General features: G+C 61.6%; 2 protein-coding genes. Both read right to left on the reverse strand.

The window, feature by feature from the left end; all coding sequences use genetic code 11:
* Positions 1 to 464: response regulator (locus BFQ03_RS02875; RefSeq protein ID WP_139115628.1), on the reverse strand; the 464-nt coding region annotated here is incomplete at its 3' end.
* Positions 465 to 513: 49 nt separating this feature from the next.
* Positions 514 to 1,662: chemotaxis protein CheA (locus BFQ03_RS02880; RefSeq protein ID WP_139115629.1), on the reverse strand; the 1,149-nt coding region annotated here is incomplete at its 5' end.

Here is a 1,662-nt window from a genome sequence, read left to right on the forward strand (position 1 = left end):
CTGCTGCTGGTCGGTGCAGGTGCCGCTACCGGGGCGGGAGCCACCGGGGCACGGAAGCTGCTGCGATTGCTGCGCGAGATGCTGTGCACCTTCTCGCAGAGCATCTGCTTGACCTTCTCCGGGTTGCGCGAGATGTCTTCGAAATTTTTCGGCAAAAAGTCCACGGCGCCAGCGTCCAGCGCATCGAGGGTCACCCGAGCGCCTTCGTGGGTCAGCGACGAGAACATCAAGACCGGGGTCGGGCAGCGCTGCATGATGTGGCGCACCGCTGTGATGCCATCCATCATCGGCATCTCGTAGTCCATGGTGATCACGTCCGGCTTCAATGCCAGTGCCTGGTCAATCGCCTCTTTGCCGTTGGTGGCCGTACCGACCACCTGGATGTTGGAATCCGCTGAAAGAATTTCCGAGACGCGGCGGCGGAAAAAACCCGAATCGTCCACCACCAGAACCTTGACTACCATAACCACTCCGTTAGGCAGGGCGAGGGACAACCGCCCTGCCCGGGCCGAATCAAATACGCCGTGCGGCGTAACGCTTGAGCATGCTCGGAACATCGAGAATCAGCGCGATCCGACCGTCACCGGTAATGGTCGCACCCGACATGCCTGGCGTTCCTTGCAGCATCTTGCCCAATGGCTTGATGACCACTTCTTCCTGGCCAACCAGTTGATCGACGACAAAGCCGATACGCTGGGTGCCCACGGACAGGATCACCACGTGGCCTTCGCGCTGCTCTTCATGAGCGGCGGACGCCACCAGCCAACGCTTGAGGTAGAACAGTGGCAACGCCTTGTCGCGCACGATCACCACTTCCTGGCCGTCGACCACGTTGGTGCGCGACAGGTCGAGGTGGAAGATTTCGTTGACGTTGACCAGCGGGAAGGCGAACGCCTGGTTGCCCAGCATCACCATCAGGGTCGGCATGATCGCCAGGGTCAACGGCACCTTGATGACGATCTTCGAGCCCTGGCCCTTGGTCGAATAGATATTGATCGAGCCATTGAGCTGGCTGATCTTGGTCTTCACCACGTCCATGCCCACGCCACGGCCGGACACGTCGGAAATCTCGGTCTTGGTCGAGAAGCCCGGGGCAAAGATCAGGTTGTAGCACTCGGTGTCGGTCAGGCGGTCGGCGGCGTCCTTGTCCATGACGCCGCGCTTGACCGCGATGCCGCGCAGGATGTTGGAGTCCATGCCTTTGCCGTCATCGGTGATCGACAGCAGGATATGGTCGCCTTCCTGTTCGGCCGCCAGGATCACTTTGCCCAGGCGCGGCTTGCCGCTGGCTTCGCGCTCTTCGGGGGTTTCCACACCGTGGTCGACCGCGTTGCGCACCAAGTGGACCAGCGGGTCGGCCAGGGCCTCGACGAGGTTTTTGTCGAGGTCGGTTTCTTCGCCCACCAGTTCCAGGGCGATCTCTTTTTTCAACTGCCGGGCCAAGTCACGGACCAGGCGCGGGAAGCGCCCGAAGACCTTCTTGATCGGCTGCATGCGCGTCTTCATCACCGCGGTCTGCAGGTCGGCCGTGACCACGTCGAGGTTCGACACGGCCTTTTGCATGGCTTCATCGCCGCTGCTCAAGCCCAGGCGCACCAAGCGGTTACGCACCAGCACCAGTTCGCCGACCATGTTCATGATGTCGTCCAGGCGCGCGGTATC

It is taken from the genome of Pseudomonas sp. 25 R 14, assembly GCF_900004755.1.
Taxonomy (GTDB): Bacteria; Pseudomonadota; Gammaproteobacteria; order Pseudomonadales; family Pseudomonadaceae; genus Aquipseudomonas; species Aquipseudomonas brenneri.